At 59.2% G+C, this 434-nt stretch carries 1 protein-coding gene; it reads right to left on the reverse strand.

Going from position 1 to position 434, the window contains the following annotated elements:
* Positions 1–434: PTS transporter subunit EIIC (locus tag M3223_RS23945; protein ID WP_251566300.1), on the reverse strand; the 434-nt coding region annotated here is incomplete at both ends.

The raw sequence follows: 434 nt of genomic DNA on the forward strand, positions 1-434 counted from the left end.
CCGCCGAAGAAGGCCAGGGCGTCCGGCAGGCGAATGTTATGGAAGCGTTCATGCAGCAGCCAGACGATAATTCCGGCGATCACCGCCCCGAGGATCCCGGTATCGATTGACGGAATGCCGATAATGTTCTGGATATTGTTGGCCTTCAGGATCGCGGCGTCGGTGGTGGGCAGAATACCCTTCGCGGTCAGCCAGAAGTTGACCGCCAGGTTCATGACCGCGTAGCCAACGAAGCCGGCGAAGGCGGCGACGCCTTTGTTCTCTCGCGCCAGACCCAGCGGGATGGCGATACAAAACATGACCGGCAGGAAGCTGAAGGCAAAGGAGCCGACCTTGCTCATCCAGATAAAGATGGCCTGCAGCAGCGGCATATCCAGCCACGGCAGCAGAGTCAAAACATCGTGACTGCTTAGCGAGCTGCCGATCCCCAGCAT

Origin of the sequence: Paenibacillus pasadenensis (assembly GCF_023715725.1) — a bacterium.
Lineage (GTDB): Bacteria > Bacillota > Bacilli > Paenibacillales > Paenibacillaceae > Paenibacillus_O > Paenibacillus_O pasadenensis_A.